Here is an 18,117-nt window from a genome sequence, read left to right as displayed (position 1 = left end):
TGTGCTAGTTTTGCCCCGTCTTACGCGCAGTCTGGGCGTTAAGCGTGCATTCAGCATTTGTCAGGTCGAACCAAACCCGGTTTCAGGTATCTATAACCCCGATCTTCGTGGTTATAGCCCTTGGGTGCCAGGCCTTGATGGCAGGGCTCGATGGCTGACACTGCACTCTGCAATCCAAATGAATTTGATAGGGAAGGAACACCACAATGGCTATTACTAAAGACCAACTGATCGCTGATCTGGCTGAAGCTGTAGACGCACCGAAAACCACCGTGCGTGCTCTGCTGGACCAACTGAGCCAGATCGTTGCTGATCAGCTGGAAAACGGCGGCGAAATCACTCTGCCAGGCGTTGGCAAACTGAAAGTGACCGAGCGTCCTGCCCGTACTGGCCGTAACCCTTCGACTGGCGCAGCCATCGAAATCGCTGCCAAGAAAGTTATCAAGCTGGTTGTGGCCAAAGGCCTGACCGACGCTGTTAACAAGTAAGACGCAGCAAAAAAACCGTGCTCCGGAGCGATCCGGGCACGGTTTTTTGTTGCCTGCGATTTATCAGTCTTTACGGGCCCAACGCTGGCGCCACACCTGTTGCTCGCTCGGGGTCTGGAAGGTCCAGGCGACGAAGCGGCTCTGCTTCTGGCCCTGGGACATCTCTACCACCTGGCTTTCCAGCACACCGGCCTTTTTCAGCGCTGTCTGAATGGCCGGCAAGTTCGACGCTTTCGACACCAGCGTGCTGAACCACAGCACCTTGTGCTGGAAATGCGCGCTTTCAGCGATCAGTTGCGTCACGAACCGCGCTTCACCGCCTTCACACCACAACTCCGCCGACTGGCCACCGAAGTTCAGCACCGGCAACTTGCGTTTCGGATCAGCCTTGCCCAGTGCGCGCCATTTACGCTCGCTGCCCTTGGTCGCCTCATCCATGGACGCGTGGAAGGGCGGGTTGCACATGGTCAGGTCAAACCGCTCGCCTGGCTCCAGCAAGCCCAGCAGGATCTGCTTGGGGTTGGTTTGCTGGCGCAGCTGGATGGCCTTGTTCAGCCCGTTGGACTGCACGATCGCCTTGGCGGCGGCCACGGCGGTCGGGTCGACTTCCGAGCCGAGGAAGTTCCAGCGGTACTCGCTGTAGCCAATCAACGGATAGACGCAGTTGGCGCCCATGCCGATGTCCAGCACCTTCACCGGCGCGCCACGCGGGATCACGCCTTCGTTGACGCTGGCCAGCAGGTCGGCGAGGAAGTGCACGTAGTCGGCACGCCCCGGTACCGGTGGGCACAGGTAGTCAGCCGGGATGTCCCAGTGATTGATGCCGTAGAACGCCTTGAGCAACGCCCGGTTGAACACCCGCACCGCGTCTGGGCTGGCAAAGTCGATGCTTTCCTTGCCGTACGGGTTGATGATCACGAATTGCGCCAGTTCGGGCGTGGTCTTGATCAGCGCCTGGAAGTCGTAACGGCCCTGGTGGCGGTTACGCGGGTGCAAGGTGGCCTCTTTGCGCGGAACGACGGGCTTGGCCGGCGTACTGGATTTTGGCTTCTTGCGCGGTGCTTTGGGTGTGCTGGGGGCGGTCATGGGCTGCGTCGATTCTGCGTTTGTTTCAAAAGTGGCGGGTATTGTCACACATTCCTTGGTCGAACTCGGTCAAATGTGGGAGCTGGCTTGCCTGCGATGCAGGCGACTCGGTGTATCTGCCAGACCGAGGCGATGCCATCGCAGGCAAGCCAGCTCCCACATTGATCGGGTTTCCAAAGAGAAATAGCGGTGTTTTTCCAAGCAAAAAAAAGAGACCCGAAGGTCTCTTTTTCCGCACGGGCAGCCCCTTACAGGCTGGAAATCCGTGCGTGTTGCTCCGCCAGCTTGCCCAAAGCCTGTTCAGCTTCAGCCAGTTTGGCGCGTTCTTTCTCGATCACTTCAGCCGGAGCCTTGTCGACGAACGCCGCGTTGGACAGCTTGCCGCCCACCCGCTGCACTTCGCCTTGCAGGCGCAGGATTTCCTTGTCCAGGCGCGCCAGTTCGGCACCCTTGTCGATCAGGCCGGCCATCGGCACCAGCACTTCCATCTCGCCCACCAGTGCGGTGGCGGACAGCGGTGCTTCTTCGCCAGCGGCCAATACGGTGATCGACTCCAGCTTCGCCAGCTTCTTGAGCAGCGCGTCGTTCTCGGTGAGGCGACGCAGGTCTTCGCTGCTGGCGTTCTTCACGAACACGGCCAGTGGCTTGCCCGGACCGATATTCATCTCGGCGCGGATGTTGCGCGTACCCATCATCAGGGTCTTGAGCCACTCGATATCGCTTTCGGCTGCCTCGTCAATGCGGGCTTCGTTGGCCACCGGCCAAGGTTGCAGCATGATGGTCTTGCCGTCTTTGCCCGCCAGCGGCGCGATGCGCTGCCAGATTTCTTCGGTGATGAAGGGCATGAACGGATGCGCCAGGCGCAACGCCACTTCCAGCACGCGTACCAGGGTTTGACGGGTGCCGCGCTGACGTTCGATCGGCGAGTTCTCGTCCCACAGCACGGGCTTGGACAGTTCCAGGTACCAGTCGCAATACTGGTTCCAGATGAACTCGTACAGGGCCTGCGCCGCCAGGTCAAAGCGGAACTGGTCGAGTTGACGGGTCACTTCGGCTTCGGTGCGCTGCAGCTGGGAGATGATCCAGCGGTCCGCCAGGGACAGCTCGATGGTCTCGCCGTTCTGGCCGCAGTCTTCGCCTTTATCCAGTACGTAGCGCGCGGCATTCCAGATCTTGTTGCAGAAGTTGCGATAGCCTTCGACGCGGCCCATGTCGAACTTGATGTCGCGACCGGTGGACGCCAGCGAGCAGAAGGTGAAGCGCAGGGCGTCGGTGCCGTAGCTGGCGATGCCGTCTGCGAACTCGTCGCGGGTCTGCTTCTCGATCTTCTTCGCCAGTTTCGGCTGCATCAGGCCCGAGGTGCGTTTCTGCACCAGGGTTTCCAGGTCGATGCCGTCGATGATGTCCAGCGGGTCCAGGACGTTGCCCTTGGACTTGGACATCTTCTGGCCCTGGCCATCACGCACCAGGCCGTGCACGTACACGGTCTTGAACGGTACCTGCGGGGTGCCGTCTTCGTTCTTCACCAAGTGCATGGTGAGCATGATCATCCGGGCAACCCAGAAGAAAATGATGTCGAAGCCGGTGACCAGCACGTCGGTGGAATGGAATTTCTTCAGGAATTCGGTCTGTTGCGGCCAGCCGAGGGTGGAGAACGTCCACAGGCCCGAGCTGAACCAGGTGTCCAGTACGTCGTTGTCCTGTTGCAGCGTCACGTCCGCGCCAAGGTTGTGCTTGGCACGGACTTCGGCTTCGTCGCGGCCCACATAGACCTTGCCCGACTCGTCGTACCAGGCCGGAATCCGGTGGCCCCACCACAGCTGGCGGCTGATGCACCAATCCTGGATGTCACGCATCCACGAGAAGTACATGTTTTCGTACTGTTTCGGCACGAACGCGATGCGGCCGTCTTCCACGGCAGCGATCGCCGGCTCAGCCAAAGGCTTGGTGGACACGTACCACTGGTCGGTCAGCCAGGGCTCGATGATGGTGCCGGAGCGGTCGCCCTTCGGCACTTTCAGGCCGTGGTCGTCAACGCTCACCAGCAGGCCGGCGGCGTCGAAGGCGGCAACGATCTGCTTGCGCGCCTCAAAACGGTCGAGGCCGGCGTATTCAGCCGGGATCTTGCCGTCGATGCTCTCGTTCAGCGTGCCGTCGAGGTTGAACACCTGGCAGGCTGGCAGAACAGCGGCGTTTTTGTCGAAGATGTTCAGCAGCGGCAGGTTATGGCGCTTGCCGACTTCATAGTCGTTGAAATCGTGGGCCGGGGTGATTTTCACGCAGCCGGTGCCGAATTCAGGGTCGCAGTAGTCGTCCGCGATAATCGGGATGCGACGGCCAACCAGCGGCAGCTCGACGAACTTGCCGATCAGCGCCTGGTAGCGCTCGTCGTTCGGGTTAACCGCGACGGCGGCATCACCAAGCATGGTTTCCGGACGGGTGGTGGCGACGATCAGGTAATCATTGCCTTCGGCGGTCTTGGCGCCGTCAGCCAACGGGTACTTGAGGTTCCACAGGAAACCTTTCTCGTCGTGGTTTTCCACTTCAAGGTCGGAAATCGCCGTGTGCAGCTTGGTGTCCCAGTTGACCAGGCGCTTGCCGCGGTAGATCAGGCCGTCTTCATGCAGGCGCACGAAGGCTTCCTTCACGGCTTCCGACAGGCCGTCGTCCATGGTGAAGCGCTCGCGGCTCCAGTCGACGGACGAGCCCAGGCGACGGATCTGACGGCTGATATTGCCGCCGGACTGATCCTTCCATTCCCAGATTTTCTCGAGGAATTTCTCGCGGCCCAGGTCGTGACGGTTCTGGCCGGTGGCTTCCAGTTGGCGTTCCACCAGCATCTGGGTGGCGATACCGGCGTGGTCTGTACCTGGTTGCCATAGGGTGTTGCGACCCTGCATGCGGCGGAAACGAATCAGGGCATCCATGATCGCATTGTTGAAGCCATGGCCCATGTGCAGGCTGCCAGTGACGTTCGGTGGCGGAATCATGATGGTGTAGGCATCGCCCGCGCCTTGCGGAGCGAAATAATTCTCGGACTCCCAGGTCTGGTACCAGGAAGTTTCAATAGCGTGCGGCTGGTAGGTCTTATCCATGCGCGGCGGGACCCTAGTTGGCATTAATTCAGGAAAGCCGACAAGTATAACGGGGGATAGGGGAGAGGGGTAGGAGCGAGCTTGCTCGCGAAAAACCTGAGGGCGGCGCGTTCATTCAGGATGTACGCGTTATCGTTCACGCCCTTCGCGAGCAAGCCCGCTCCCACAGGGGATATGTGTCAGCCTTAGTTCTGGTACTGGCTCAACAACCGTTCCATGCGCGCATCCAGCCGGCGCTTGATTTCGGTTTCGATATGCGGGGCAAAATCGTCGATCACGTCTTGCATGATCAGTTGCGCGGCGGCGCGCAGTTCGTTGTCCAGGTGCAGCAGCAGGGCGTCGGGGGCTTTTTCGGCGGCAGGTACGGCAACAGCCGCAGCCGGCGCAGCTTGCACCGCGGGCGTTTCGACAGGTTCCGGCGTAACCGGCTTGCCACCCACCATATCGAACAGCAGGGGAATTTGTACGTCACCGTTGACCGCATCGGTCAGCAGCGGCGGTTGCAGGTCATCATCACCGAGCAGCTTGCGGATCGACTCAAGGTCGTCCAGCAGGTGGTCAGAGTCTTTTAGCGGGTTTGGAGTGTCCATCGTGTGCTCAAAGTCGTTGTAGCCGGTGATCTTGCAGAGAATAGCCCTGTTCGCGGTAGAAACGGAAACTCTCCCGCGCGGCCTGACGAATAGCCGGGTCTTCCACCACCACTTCCGCCACGCGGGCGAAACCCTTGGCGAACGCCGGTACTTTCAGGTCAAGGTTGACCAGCAGGTCTGTGTGATCGCCGCAGTTGTCGCCCAAACCCAGTACCACCAGGCCTTCCGGTTCTGATTCGGCGGCACCGTGGGGCACGAAGCTTTCGCCCTTGAAGCGCCACAGGCGGGCGTCGAGGTCGTCACGCTGGGCGGCATCGCTGCAATGCAGGTAGATACGGTGGCCCATGCGCCAGGCTTTTTCGGTGAGCTTGCAGGCAAAGTCCAGGCGCGCGGAAGGATCGGCGCTGGGCAATATATAGAAGTCGACTTGGGTCATTGCGGTTCCTGAGCCCCGGGCGGCTTTACAGGCGCCCGGGGATCTTCAGTTTCAGGCTTTGGCGCGGTCCAGCAGGTACTGGGTCAGCAATGGAACCGGACGGCCAGTGGCGCCCTTGTCCTTGCCGCCGCTGGTCCAGGCGGTGCCGGCGATGTCCAGGTGGGCCCAGTTGAAGTTCTTGGCGAAACGCGACAGGAAGCACGCCGCAGTGATGGTGCCGGCTTTCGGGCCACCAATGTTGGCGATGTCGGCGAACGGGCTGTCCAGCTGTTCCTGATACTCATCGAACAGCGGCAGTTGCCAGGCGCGGTCGTCGGCAGCCTGGCCGGCGCTGAGCAGTTGGCCGATCAGTTCGTCGCTGTTGCCCAGCAGGCCCGACGTGTGGGCGCCCAGGGCAACCACGCAGGCACCGGTCAGGGTGGCGATGTCGATCACGGCTTGCGGCTTGAAGCGCTCGGCGTAGGTGAGGGCGTCGCACAGCACCAGGCGGCCTTCGGCGTCGGTGTTGAGGATTTCCACGGTCTGGCCGCTGAGGGTGGTGACGATGTCGCCCGGACGGGTCGCGCCGCCGCTCGGCATGTTCTCGGCGCAGGCCAGGATGCACACCAGGTTGATCGGCAGCTTCAGTTCCAGCACGGCACGCAGGGTGCCGAACACGCTGGCGGCGCCGCCCATGTCGTACTTCATCTCGTCCATGCCCAGGCCCGGCTTGAGGCTGATGCCGCCGGTGTCGAAGGTGATGCCTTTACCGACCAGGGCAAATGGCTTCTCGGACTTCTTGCCGCCGTTGTATTGCATCACGATCAGGCGTGGCGGCTGGTCGCTGCCCTGGCCCACGGCATAGAACGAGCCCATGCCCAGTTCCTTGATCTTCTTCTCATCCAGGACTTCGACTTTCAGGCCCTTGAATTCCTTGCCCAGCGCCTTGGCTTGCTCGCCCAAATAGGTTGGGTGGCAGATGTTCGGTGGCAGGTTGCCCAGGTCACGGGTGAACGCCATGCCGCCGGCGATGGCCTGGGCGTGGGTCACGGCGCGTTCGACTTCAGCCTGGGCCGCCTTGATGGTCAGCAGGGTGACTTTCTTCAGGGCGCGGGGTTCGGCCTTGGTGCTCTTGAACTGGTCGAAGACGTAGCCGCCGTCCAGCAGGCTTTCGGCCAGCAGGCGGGTCTTGCCGTAGCTGTCGCGGCCCTTGACCACGACTTCGTCCAGCGCCAGGGCCGCGTCGGTGCCGCCCAGGCCCTTGAGGGTGTTGAGGATGCCGGCGATGATCTTGCGGAACGGACGGTCGCCCAGTTCGGCGTCTTTACCAACGCCCACCAGCAATACGCGGTCGGCTTTAAGGTTAGGCAGGCTTTGCAGCAGCAGGCTTTGGCCGACCTTGCCGGCCAGGTCGCCGCGCTTGAGGACTGCGCTGATGGCGCCGCCGCTCAGTTCGTCCAGTTGCTTGGCGGCAACGCCGAGCTTGCGGCCTTCGCCGACAGCGACCACGAGGGTGGCGGTTTTCAACGTTTCGGGGCTAACGCTTTTTACAACCAGTTCCATTTTCGGGTCCCTTATAAAGGTCAGTGAGCCAGGAGTCTGTACTCCGGCTTGTAAGCTTGGCAGCCTGTAGGCCGCCCGCGACAAAGGCCGCAGTTTGAACCTCGCCGCCCGAGCCTGACAACCCTTGCGGGCAGCTTTGTGCACGCGTATGAGCAAGCTCCGTGACAGGTGCGGTCAATCACAGGATAATGCGCCATCTTTTTAGCCGGCCTGCAGCAATGGGTCGACTCGATATGCTTGCTTGTTTGGCCGCCTTAGCCTGACAACCCTGGAGTGTCTGGTTTGATCGTCTTCCGTTATCTATCCCGCGAAGTCCTGTTGACCCTGAGTGCCGTGAGTGCGGTATTGCTGGTCATCATCATGAGTGGTCGCTTCGTCAAATACCTCGCCCAGGCTGCCTCGGGTGCCCTGGATCCGGGTTCGCTGTTCCTGATCATGGGCTTTCGCCTGCCGGGCTTCCTGCAGTTGATCCTGCCATTGGGCCTGTTTCTCGGGATTCTGCTGGCCTACGGCCGCTTGTACCTTGAAAGCGAAATGACCGTGTTGTCGGCCACCGGCATGAGCCAGCAACGTTTGCTGGCCATGACCATGGTTCCGGCCACCGGTATCGCGCTGGTGGTGGCCTGGCTGAGCTTGAGCCTGGCACCCCAGGGCGCCATGCAGTTCCAGCTGGTGCTGAACAAACAGGACGCCATGACCGAATTCGACACCCTGGAGCCGGGCCGCTTCCAAGCGCTCAACGACGGCACCCGGGTGACCTATACCGAGCAAATGTCGGATGACCGTGCCAACCTGGGAGGGGTGTTCATCTCCCAGAAAAACCTCGGCCAGAACCAGAAAGATCGTGGTATTTCGATTCTGGTGGCCGACAAGGGGCGCCAGGAAGTGCGTCCGGATGGCAGCCGTTACCTGATCCTGGAAGATGGCTATCGCTATGACGGGAGCCCCGGTCAGGCCGATTACCGCGCAATCAAGTACGACACCTATGGCGTGATGCTGGCCCGGCCGGATGTCAGCGATGAGGTCACCGACCGCGACGCGATCCCGACCCCAGACCTGATCGGCAGCAAGGAACTGCGTTCGATCGCCGAGCTGCAATGGCGGATTTCCCTGCCGCTGCTGGTGTTTATCGTGACCTTGATGGCAGTGCCGCTGTCCCGGGTCAACCCGCGCCAGGGCCGCTTCCTCAAGCTGCTGCCGGCGATCCTGCTTTATATGGCTTACCTGACCATCCTGATTTCCGCCCGCGGCTCCCTGGAGAAGGGCAAACTGCCGCCGGCCCTTGGGTTGTGGTGGGTCCACGGGGTCTTCCTGGCCATTGGCCTGGGGCTGCTTTATTGGGAACCGATGCGGTTGAAGATGCGGAGTCGTCGCAGCGTGAAGGAGATGGCCCGTGGTTAAGCTCGACCGCTACATTGGTAGCAGCGTCCTGGTCGCAATCCTTGCGGTATTGGGCATTATTCTAGGGCTGGCCTCGTTGTTCGCCTTCATTGATGAAGTCGGCAACGTCAGCGATACCTACACCGTTACCGACGTCCTGAGCTACGTGGCGCTGACGGCGCCCCGTCGCCTGTACGACATGATGCCGATGGCTGCGCTGATCGGCTGCCTGATCGGCCTGGGCAGCCTGGCCAGCAACAGCGAGCTGACCATCATGCGCGCGGCGGGTGTTTCCATCGGTCGCATCGTGTGGGCGGTCATGAAGCCCATGCTGTTGCTGATGGTGGTCAGCGTGCTGATCGGTGAATACGTGGCGCCTCCAGCCGAGTCCACAGCCCAGGCCAATCGTGCCCTGGCCCAGGGTTCGGGCGATGCCCAGAGCTCCAAGCATGGCCTGTGGCACCGCCAGGGTGAGGAGTTTATCCACATCAACGCCGTGCAGCCGGGTGGCTTGCTGGTGGGTGTCACCCGCTACCACTTCGACAAGGAACGTCACCTGCTGTCGTCGAGCTTCGCCAAACGTGCGCAGTACGCCGACGAAAAGTGGCAACTGAGCGATGTGACCACCACCTATTTCCGTGATATCGGCAAGGGTGCGGCATCGACCACCGAAGTGATCAATGTGCCGACGGAGCAGTGGGATATTTCCCTCAAGCCCGAATTGCTGAATACTGTGGTGATGATCCCGGAAAGCCTGCCGATCTCCGGCCTGTGGGGGTATATCCATTACCTCAAGGACCAGGGCTTGAACAACGGCCGTTACTGGCTGGCGTTTTGGGTCAAGGTGTTGCAGCCGGTGGTGACGGCTGCGCTGGTGCTGATGGCGATCTCGTTCATCTTTGGCCCGTTGCGTTCCGTGACTCTCGGCCAGCGCGTGTTTACCGGCGTACTGGTGGGTTTCACCTTCCGTATCGCCCAGGACCTGCTGGGGCCGTCCAGCCTGGTATTCGGTTTCTCGCCGCTGTTTGCGGTGCTGGTGCCGACCGCCATCTGCGCCGTGGCCGGCTTCTGGCTGTTGCGTCGGGCCGGTTGAGCCCGCGCTTATGAACAAAAAATGCCCCGTTCGAACGATCGGGGCATTTTTGTTCTTGGTCGCCATGGATGACGTCTGGTCTGCGCATCAGGTACAATTCCCGGCTATTTTTCAGCGGGCAGTCTGCCTGCAGCCTTTTTGAGTGTTGATCCGTGAGTGATTTGAGTCATATCCGCAATTTCTCCATCATCGCCCACATTGACCATGGCAAGTCGACGCTGGCCGATCGATTCATCCAGATGTGCGGCGGCCTTGCCGAGCGTGAAATGGAAGCCCAGGTGCTGGACTCCATGGACCTCGAGCGCGAGCGCGGGATCACCATCAAGGCCCACAGCGTAACCCTGTACTACACCGCCAAAGACGGTATCAAGTACCAGCTCAACTTCATTGACACCCCGGGCCACGTCGACTTCACCTATGAAGTCAGCCGTTCCCTGGCGGCCTGCGAAGGTGCGTTGCTGGTAGTGGACGCGGGCCAGGGCGTTGAAGCCCAGTCCGTGGCCAACTGCTACACCGCCATCGAGCAAGGCCTGGAGGTGATGCCGGTGCTGAACAAGATCGACCTGCCACAGGCCGATCCGGACCGCGTCAAGGAAGAGATCGAGAAGATCATCGGCATTGACGCCACCGACGCCGTCGAGTGCAGCGCCAAGACCGGCCTGGGCGTCGACGAGGTGCTCGAGCGCCTGGTCAAGACCATTCCAGCCCCCACCGGCAACTACGAAGATCCGCTGCAAGCGTTGATCATCGACTCCTGGTTCGACAACTACCTGGGTGTTGTTTCCCTGGTACGCGTGCGCCACGGCCGTGTGAAGAAGGGCGACAAGATCCTGGTCAAGTCCACCGGCAAGATCCACCTGGTGGACAGCGTCGGTGTATTCAACCCGAAGCACACGGCTACCACTGATCTGAAAGCCGGCGAAGTAGGCTTCATCATCGCCGGTATCAAGGACATCCACGGTGCACCGGTAGGTGACACCCTGACCTTGAGCTCCACCCCTGACGTCGACGTGCTGCCGGGCTTCAAACGCATCCAGCCGCAGGTTTACGCCGGCCTGTTCCCGGTCAGCTCCGACGACTTCGAGGACTTCCGCGAAGCCCTGCAGAAGCTGACCCTCAACGACTCGTCGTTGCAGTACACCCCGGAAAGCTCCGACGCCCTCGGGTTCGGCTTCCGCTGCGGGTTCCTGGGCATGCTGCACATGGAAATCATCCAGGAGCGCCTCGAGCGCGAATACGACCTGGACCTGATCACCACCGCGCCGACGGTTATTTTTGAACTGGCGCTGAAAACCGGTGAAACGATTTACGTCGACAACCCGTCCAAGCTTCCGGATCTGTCTTCCATCGAAGACATGCGCGAACCGATCGTGCGGGCCAATATTCTTGTGCCGCAAGAGCATCTGGGCAACGTCATTACCCTGTGTATCGAAAAGCGTGGCGTACAACACGACATGCTGTTCCTCGGTACCCAGGTGCAAGTGACCTACGATTTGCCGATGAACGAAGTGGTCCTGGACTTCTTCGACCGTCTCAAATCCACCAGTCGCGGCTATGCTTCGCTGGATTACCATTTTGACCGTTACCAATCAGCTAATCTGGTGAAGCTGGATGTACTGATCAACGGCGACAAGGTGGATGCCCTGGCGCTGATCGTGCACAAGGACAACGCGCACTACAAAGGTCGCCAGTTGACCGAAAAGATGAAAGAACTGATTCCGCGCCAGATGTTCGACGTCGCGATCCAGGCCGCCATCGGCGGGCAGATCATTGCACGGACTTCCGTCAAGGCACTCAGAAAGAACGTACTGGCCAAATGCTATGGCGGCGACGTCAGCCGTAAGCGCAAGCTGCTCGAGAAGCAAAAGGCCGGTAAAAAACGCATGAAGCAAGTGGGTAACGTGGAAATTCCACAAGAAGCCTTCCTTGCGGTGCTCAGGTTGGATAGTTAGGTCCTATGTCACTAAATTTCCCGCTGTTGCTGGTCATCGCCGTTGCCGTTTGCGGTCTATTGGCGTTGCTCGATCTGGTGTTCTTCGCCCCGCGTCGCCGGGCAGCCATCGCGTCCTATCAGGGCAGCGTCAGCCAGCCCGATGTGGCGGTGATCGAGAAACTGAACAAAGAGCCGATGCTGGTTGAATACGGCAAGTCGTTCTTCCCGGTGTTGTTCATCGTGCTGGTGCTGCGTTCGTTCCTGGTGGAACCGTTTCAGATCCCTTCGGGCTCGATGAAACCTACCCTGGACGTGGGCGACTTCATCCTGGTGAACAAGTTTTCCTACGGGATCCGCTTGCCGGTGATCGACAAGAAAGTGATCGAGATCGGTGACCCGCAGCGCGGCGATGTGATGGTGTTTCGCTACCCAAGCGACCCGAACGTCAACTACATCAAGCGTGTAGTGGGCCTGCCGGGCGACGTGATTCGTTACACCAGTGACAAGCGCCTGTTCGTCAACGGCGAGTCGGTGGCAGAAAAACTGATCGGTTCCGAGCCGAACACCCTGGGCAGCGCCGAGCTGTACCAGGAAAAACTCGGGGCGGTAGAGCACGAAATCCGCAAGGAGATGAGCCGCTACCGTTCGCCGCCTGACAACCAGTGGACAGTGCCTGCCGGGCACTACTTCATGATGGGCGACAACCGCGACAACTCCAACGACAGCCGCTACTGGGATGACCCGAATATTCCCAAGGATCTGCTGGGCATGGTCCCCGACCAGAATATCGTCGGCAAGGCCTTCGCGGTCTGGATGAGTTGGCCGGAACCCAAGCTCAGCCACCTGCCGAACTTCTCGCGGGTCGGGCTGATCAAGTAATCCATGCGGCGCTGTGAACACAGCGCCGAATGCTTTTCTGGGGCTTGGACAAAACCAGGCTCCATGCAGCAACCACCAGGATTTGAATTTGAACACAGCGTTAATCGTCGCAGGCCACCGGTGCCTCGAACTGAATGTGGGTAAACCGTGAGCGTTTCTCTAAGCCGTCTCGAGCGCCAGCTCGGCTACATCTTCAAGGATCAGGAATTGATGATCCTTGCCCTCACACACCGCAGTTTTGCCGGGCGTAACAACGAGCGCCTGGAATTCCTCGGTGATGCCATCCTCAATTTCGTCGCCGGCGAAGCCCTGTTCAATCGCTTCCCGCTGGCCCGCGAAGGCCAGTTGTCGCGCTTGCGTGCGCGCCTGGTGAAAGGCGAGACCCTGGCTGTACTGGCCCGTGGTTTCGACCTGGGTGATTACCTGCGCCTGGGCTCCGGCGAGCTGAAGAGCGGCGGTTTCCGTCGCGAGTCGATCCTGGCCGACGCCCTTGAGGCACTGATCGGCGCGATCTACCTCGACGCGGGCATGGAAGCGGCCAAAGAGCGCGTCGTCGCCTGGCTGTCGACCGAAATCGAAAGCCTGACGCTGGTAGACACCAACAAAGATCCAAAGACCCGCCTGCAGGAATTTCTGCAGTCCCGTGGTTGCGACCTGCCGCGTTACGAAGTGGTGGATATCCAGGGTGAGCCGCATTGCCGAGTGTTCTTCGTCGAATGCGAAATCACCTTACTGAATGAAAAAAGCCGAGGTCAGGGTGTGAGCCGTCGTATTGCCGAACAGGTAGCGGCCGCTGCAGCACTGATTGCCCTGGGCGTGGAGAATGGCCATGACTGATTCAACCGCAACTCGCTGTGGCTATGTTGCCATCGTCGGCCGTCCGAACGTGGGCAAGTCCACGTTGCTGAACCACATCCTGGGACAGAAGCTGGCGATCACCTCGCGCAAGCCCCAGACCACCCGCCACAACATGCTGGGCATCAAGACCGAAGGCGCCGTACAGGCTGTCTACGTTGATACCCCGGGCATGCACAAAGGCGGCGAAAAGGCCCTCAACCGCTACATGAACAAAACCGCTTCGGCCGCGTTGAAAGACGTCGACGTGGTGATCTTCGTGGTCGACCGCACCAAGTGGACCGACGAAGACCAGATGGTTCTGGAGCGCGTGCAGTACGTCACCGGCCCGTTGATCGTCGCGTTGAACAAGACTGACCGCATCGAAGACAAGGCCGAGCTGATGCCGCACCTGAGCTGGCTGCAGGAACAACTGCCGAACGCCCAGATCATGCCGATCTCGGCCCAGCACGGGCATAACCTTGAAGCCCTGGAACGTGTGATTGCTGGCTACCTGCCGGAGAACGAACACTTCTTCCCGGAAGACCAGATCACCGACCGCAGCAGCCGTTTCCTCGCCGCCGAACTGGTACGCGAGAAAATCATGCGCCAGATGGGTGCCGAGCTGCCGTACCAGATCACCGTCGAAATCGAAGAGTTCAAGCAGCAGGGCAAGACCCTGCATATCCATGCGTTGATCCTCGTCGAGCGTGACGGCCAGAAGAAAATCATCATTGGCGACAAGGGCGAGCGCATCAAGCGCATCGGCACTGAAGCGCGCAAGGACATGGAATTGCTGTTTGATTCGAAGATCATGCTCAACCTGTGGGTGAAGGTTAAGGGTGGTTGGTCCGATGATGAGCGTGCGTTGCGTTCGTTGGGTTACGGCGACCTGTAACAGGTCTCCGGAACACCGCAGGACAAATGTGGGAGCGGGCTTGCTCGCGAATGCAGGGTGTCAGTCACCAGATGTGTTGACTGACACCCTGCATTCGCGAGCAAGCCCGCTCCCACATTGGATAGTCGTTGTTTTCCAGACCGTGTTCCCGCAGCGAGAACCCCATGTCTCAAACCCCACCCACCGGCCAACCCGCCTACGTCTTGCACAGCCGCGCCTACCGCGAGACCAGCGCCCTGGTGGACTTCCTCACGCCCCAAGGCCGCCTGCGCGCGGTCTTGCGCAGTGCACGCGGCAAGGCCGGCACCCTGGCGCGGCCCTTCGTGGCCCTGGAAGTGGAGTTTCGTGGACGCGGCGAGCTGAAGAACGTCGGCCGCATGGAAGCTGCCGGCGCCTCCAACTGGCTCAACGGTGAGGCGCTGTTCAGCGGCCTTTACCTCAACGAATTGCTGATCCGCCTGCTCCCCGCCGAAGACCCGCACCCCGGCGTCTTCGATCACTACGCCGCCACCTTGCTCGCCCTCGCCGAAGGCCGTCCCCTGGAGCCGCTGCTGCGCGCATTCGAATGGCGCCTGCTGGATGACTTGGGCTACGGCTTCGAACTGAGCAACGACCTGCACGGCGAGCCCATCGCCGCCGACGGCATGTATCGCCTGCAAGTGGACGCAGGCCTGGAGCGGGTCTACCTGCTGCAACCCGGCCTGTTCCAGGGCACCGAATTGCTCGCCATGAGCGAAGCCGACTGGACCGCCCCCGGCGCCCTGTCCGCCGCCAAGCGCCTGATGCGCCAAGCCCTGGCCGTGCATCTGGGCGGTCGGCCACTGGTCAGCCGCGAGTTGTTTCGAAAGCCCTGACATCCCCGTGTATGCTGTGCAGCGATTCCTTCCCTCTTCAGGAGCGCTTTTCGTGACCACCAGCAATCGCATTCTTCTCGGCGTGAACATCGACCACGTAGCCACCCTGCGCCAGGCCCGGGGCACCCGTTACCCGGACCCGGTCAAGGCCGCGCTGGACGCCGAAGAAGCGGGCGCCGACGGCATCACCGTGCACCTGCGCGAAGACCGCCGCCACATCCAGGAGCGCGACGTGCTGCTGCTCAAGGACGTGCTGCAAACCCGTATGAACTTCGAAATGGGCGTCACCGAGGAAATGATGGCGTTCGCCGAGCGCATTCGCCCTGCGCATATCTGCCTGGTGCCGGAAACCCGCCAGGAACTGACCACCGAAGGCGGCCTCGATGTGGCTGGCCAGGAAGCGCGGATCAAGGCTGCCGTGGAGCGCCTGTCGAAGATCGGCAGTGAAGTCTCGCTGTTCATTGATGCCGACGAGCGCCAGATCGAAGCTTCGCGCCGTGTCGGTGCCCCGGCCATCGAACTGCACACGGGCCGTTATGCCGACGCGACCACGCCGACCGAAGTTGCCGACGAATTACAGCGCATCATCGACGGCGTCAACTGCGGCCTGGGCGAAGGCCTGATCGTCAACGCCGGCCACGGCCTGCACTACCATAACGTCGAAGCCGTGGCTGCGATCAAGGGCATCAACGAGCTGAACATCGGCCATGCACTGGTGGCTCATGCGCTGTTCGTCGGCTTCAAAGGCGCCGTCGCCGAGATGAAAGCCTTGATTCTGGCCGCCGCCAAACATTAAAAGAGCGCTGAAGATCCAATGTGGGAGCGGGCTTGCTCGCGAAGGCGGTGGGTCTGTTACTCATGCATCGTCTGACACGCCGCTTTCGCGAGCAAGCCCGCTCCCACACAAGCCCGCTCCCACATGTGGCAATGCGAACCCTTACTGTTTAGGTGATGCCGGTGTATGGTATCTGCCCTTTGCGGGTCTCGGACCCGCGGCAGATACGTGAGGTTGTTGTGTCCCAATCGTTTTCCCGTCGACAAATCCTGGGTGGTCTTGCCGGTCTCGCGGTGGTGGGCGTCGGTGCCGGTGGCGCCTATCGCTACTGGCTCGGGAAGGTGGCCGAGGCCGAGGCGGGGCACGATTACGAGCTGATCGCCGCGCCGCTGGACGTGGAGCTGGTGCCGGGGCACAAGACCCAGGCCTGGGCCTTCGGCCCTTCGGCGCCGGGCACCGAGTTGCGGGTGCGCCAGGGTGAATGGCTGCGGGTGCGCTTTATCAACCACCTGCCGGTCGCCACCACCATCCACTGGCATGGCATACGCCTGCCGCTGGAAATGGACGGCGTGCCGTATGTCTCGCAATTGCCGGTACTGCCGGGCGAATACTTCGACTACAAATTCCGCGTGCCCGATGCCGGCAGCTATTGGTATCACCCCCACGTGAACAGCAGCGAAGAACTGGGCCGTGGCCTGGTGGGCCCGCTGATCATCGAAGAGCGCGAACCCACCGGTTTCAAGCACGAACGCACCCTGAGCCTGAAAAGCTGGCACGTGGACGAAGAGGGCGCTTTTGTCGCCTTCAGCATTCCCCGCGAAGCGGCCCGGGGCGGCACCGCCGGACGCCTGTCGACCATCAATGGCGTGTCCCAGGCGGTGATCGATTTGCCGGCCGGGCAGATCACCCGTGTGCGCCTGCTCAACCTCGATAACACCTTGACCTATCGCATCAACATCCCCGACGTTGAAGCGCAGATCTATGCCCTGGACGGCAACCCCATCGAACCGCGCCCGCTGGGCAAGGAATACTGGCTCGGCCCTGGCATGCGCATCTGCCTGGCGATCAAGGCGCCGCCCGCCGGTGAAGAGTTGTCGATCCGCAACGGCCCGGTACGCCTGGGCACCTTCCGCTCGGTGGCCAGCACCGACACGGCGACCGAATGGCCGCCTGCGTTGCCGGCGAACCCGATTGCCGAGCCGGACCTGGCCAATGCCGAGAAACTCAACTTCAATTTCGAATGGGTTGGATCGGTCTCGGTGAACGTGGACAATAAGCCACCGAGCCTGTGGCAGATCAACGGCCAGGCCTGGGACATCACCGACAAGACCTGCGCCGACCGCCCGATTGCCAAGCTTGCAAAGGGCAAGAGCTACATTTTCGAATTGAAGAACATGACCCAGTACCAACACCCGATCCACCTGCACGGCATGAGTTTCAAGGTCATCGCCTCGAACCGCCACAAGGTGATTCCGTACTTCACCGACACCTACCTGCTGGGCAAGAACGAGCGTGCCCGCGTGGCGCTGGTGGCGGATAACCCGGGTGTCTGGATGTTCCACTGCCATGTGATCGACCACATGGAAACCGGCCTGATGGCCGCCATCGAGGTGGCGTGATGCGCCAGTTTCGCCCCACGGCGATTATCGACCGCAGCCGCGACCAGGACTTCATGCGTGAAGCGCTGGCCCTGGCTGCCCAGGGTGCCGCGCTGGGCGAAGTGCCGGTGGGCGCGGTGCTGGTGCAGGATGGCGAAGTAATCGGGCGCGGCTTCAACTGCCCCATCAGCGGCAACGACCCCAGTGCGCATGCCGAGATGGTCGCGATTCGGGCCGCTGCTCAGGCTGTCAGCAATTACCGGCTGCCGGGCAGCACGCTCTACGTCACGCTGGAGCCGTGCAGCATGTGCGCCGGGCTGATCGTGCATTCACGGATTGCCCGGGTGGTGTACGGCGCGCTGGAGCCCAAAGCCGGGATTGTGCAAAGCCAGGGGCAGTTTTTTACCCAGGGCTTTCTCAACCATCGGGTGCTGTATGAGGGCGGGGTGTTGGCCGAGGAGTGCGGGACGGTGTTGAGCGAGTTCTTCAAGGCGCGAAGAGCCAAAGGCTGACGCGATACCCTGTGGCGAGGGAGCTTGCTCCCGCTGGGCTGCGTAGCGGCCCCAAAATCTGGGGAGCGCTGCGCACTCCAGCGGGAGCAAGCTCCCTCGCCACAACAGCAGTCTTATTTCTTCA

The 18,117-nt window shown here is 61.1% G+C and carries 16 protein-coding genes; 11 read left to right on the top strand and 5 right to left on the bottom strand.

All coding sequences use genetic code 11. The annotated features are described in order from the left end of the window. Window positions 1-206: 206 nt before the first annotated feature. The gene (locus tag HX805_RS05795) at window positions 207-488 is read left to right on the top strand and encodes an HU family DNA-binding protein (protein ID WP_003212743.1); all 282 of its coding nucleotides are present in this window, start codon (window positions 207-209) and stop codon (window positions 486-488) included. A 63-nt stretch (window positions 489-551) separates the two neighbouring features. On the opposite strand, the gene rlmF is transcribed toward HX805_RS05795, so the two are convergent. The 5 genes from rlmF to HX805_RS05770 form a co-directional block, all read right to left on the bottom strand. Further along, entirely contained in the window at window positions 552-1,574 is a 1,023-nt protein-coding gene (rlmF, locus tag HX805_RS05790) for a 23S rRNA (adenine(1618)-N(6))-methyltransferase RlmF (RefSeq protein WP_003212741.1), read from the bottom strand. Window positions 1,575-1,822: 248 nt separating this feature from the next. After that, window positions 1,823-4,669, bottom strand: coding sequence for a valine--tRNA ligase (locus HX805_RS05785; RefSeq protein WP_177035650.1), 2,847 nt, complete (start codon window positions 4,667-4,669; stop codon window positions 1,823-1,825). Window positions 4,670-4,854: 185 nt separating this feature from the next. Continuing rightward, on the bottom strand, window positions 4,855-5,259 hold the full coding sequence (locus HX805_RS05780) for a DNA polymerase III subunit chi (RefSeq protein ID WP_177027932.1): 405 nt from the start codon (window positions 5,257-5,259) through the stop codon (window positions 4,855-4,857). A 7-nt stretch (window positions 5,260-5,266) separates the two neighbouring features. Then, window positions 5,267-5,695 carry a DNA polymerase III subunit chi gene (locus HX805_RS05775; protein WP_087695165.1) on the bottom strand — a complete coding sequence of 143 codons (429 nt, stop codon included), beginning with the start codon at window positions 5,693-5,695 and terminating at the stop codon, window positions 5,267-5,269. A 51-nt stretch (window positions 5,696-5,746) separates the two neighbouring features. Continuing rightward, entirely contained in the window at window positions 5,747-7,237 is a 1,491-nt protein-coding gene (locus HX805_RS05770) for a leucyl aminopeptidase (RefSeq protein ID WP_003210444.1), read from the bottom strand. 282 nt (window positions 7,238-7,519) lie between these two features. Between HX805_RS05770 and lptF the strand changes: the two genes are divergently transcribed. The 10 genes from lptF (at window position 7,520) to tadA (ending at window position 17,993) form a co-directional block, all read left to right on the top strand. Beyond that, a complete protein-coding gene (gene lptF / locus HX805_RS05765; RefSeq protein WP_003210442.1) occupies window positions 7,520-8,638 on the top strand; it encodes an LPS export ABC transporter permease LptF in 1,119 nt (372 codons plus the stop codon). Next, the gene (lptG, locus tag HX805_RS05760; RefSeq protein ID WP_003210440.1) at window positions 8,631-9,710 is read left to right on the top strand and encodes an LPS export ABC transporter permease LptG; all 1,080 of its coding nucleotides are present in this window, start codon (window positions 8,631-8,633) and stop codon (window positions 9,708-9,710) included. Before lptF ends, lptG begins: the two co-directional genes overlap by 8 nt. A 152-nt stretch (window positions 9,711-9,862) precedes the next feature. After that, window positions 9,863-11,662 carry a translation elongation factor 4 gene (gene lepA, locus HX805_RS05755; RefSeq protein ID WP_003210439.1) on the top strand — a complete coding sequence of 600 codons (1,800 nt, stop codon included), beginning with the start codon at window positions 9,863-9,865 and terminating at the stop codon, window positions 11,660-11,662. Window positions 11,663-11,667: 5 nt separating this feature from the next. Continuing rightward, window positions 11,668-12,522 (top strand): signal peptidase I, encoded by an 855-nt coding sequence (lepB, locus tag HX805_RS05750; protein WP_003210437.1) that lies wholly within the window; start codon window positions 11,668-11,670, stop codon window positions 12,520-12,522. Window positions 12,523-12,669: 147 nt separating this feature from the next. Next, on the top strand, window positions 12,670-13,359 hold the full coding sequence (rnc, locus tag HX805_RS05745; protein WP_177116687.1) for a ribonuclease III: 690 nt from the start codon (window positions 12,670-12,672) through the stop codon (window positions 13,357-13,359). Further along, a complete protein-coding gene (gene era, locus HX805_RS05740; protein ID WP_003210432.1) occupies window positions 13,352-14,254 on the top strand; it encodes a GTPase Era in 903 nt (300 codons plus the stop codon). Before rnc ends, era begins: the two co-directional genes overlap by 8 nt. Before the next feature lie 164 nt (window positions 14,255-14,418). Beyond that, the gene (gene recO / locus HX805_RS05735) at window positions 14,419-15,108 is read left to right on the top strand and encodes a DNA repair protein RecO (RefSeq protein WP_003210428.1); all 690 of its coding nucleotides are present in this window, start codon (window positions 14,419-14,421) and stop codon (window positions 15,106-15,108) included. A gap of 52 nt (window positions 15,109-15,160) precedes the next feature. After that, a complete protein-coding gene (gene pdxJ / locus HX805_RS05730) occupies window positions 15,161-15,904 on the top strand; it encodes a pyridoxine 5'-phosphate synthase (protein ID WP_003210427.1) in 744 nt (247 codons plus the stop codon). Window positions 15,905-16,122: 218 nt separating this feature from the next. Beyond that, window positions 16,123-17,502, top strand: coding sequence for a multicopper oxidase family protein (locus tag HX805_RS05725; protein WP_087695164.1), 1,380 nt, complete (start codon window positions 16,123-16,125; stop codon window positions 17,500-17,502). After that, window positions 17,502-17,993 carry a tRNA adenosine(34) deaminase TadA gene (gene tadA, locus HX805_RS05720; RefSeq protein WP_003210422.1) on the top strand — a complete coding sequence of 164 codons (492 nt, stop codon included), beginning with the start codon at window positions 17,502-17,504 and terminating at the stop codon, window positions 17,991-17,993. Before HX805_RS05725 ends, tadA begins: the two co-directional genes overlap by 1 nt. Window positions 17,994-18,117: the final 124 nt, after the last annotated feature.

Source organism: Pseudomonas sp. G5001, assembly GCF_013385475.1.
Classification (GTDB): Bacteria; Pseudomonadota; Gammaproteobacteria; order Pseudomonadales; family Pseudomonadaceae; genus Aquipseudomonas.
This window is presented reverse-complemented; position numbering and strand designations above follow the sequence as displayed.